The organism is Geobacter hydrogenophilus, from assembly GCF_018501225.1.
In the GTDB taxonomy this organism is placed as follows: Bacteria; Desulfobacterota; Desulfuromonadia; order Geobacterales; family Geobacteraceae; genus Geobacter; species Geobacter hydrogenophilus.
This window is the reverse complement of sequence record NZ_JAHCZI010000047.1, coordinates 1-223: the sequence shown is the minus strand read 5'-3', so window position 1 is coordinate 223 and position 223 is coordinate 1. Positions and strand designations below refer to the sequence as shown.

Here is a 223-nt window from a genome sequence, read left to right as displayed (position 1 = left end):
CCGACTGACGCCGCCACCTACACCACGGCCACCAAGAGCGTCACCCTCACGGTGAACAAAGCCACTCCGACCATCACATGGGCAGCGCCAAGCGCCGTCTATGTCGGCAGCACTCTCAGCAGCACCCAGTTGAATGCCACCGCCAGCGTTGCCGGTACCTTCACCTACACCCCGGCTTCCGGGACGGTGCTGAACACGGTCGGGACCCAGACGCTGTCCGCCT

1 protein-coding gene is annotated in these 223 nt (G+C 65.0%); it reads left to right on the top strand.

Translation table 11 applies throughout. The annotated features are described in order from the left end of the window. Positions 1–223: hypothetical protein (locus tag KI811_RS19010; RefSeq protein WP_214187927.1), on the top strand; the 223-nt coding region annotated here is incomplete at both ends.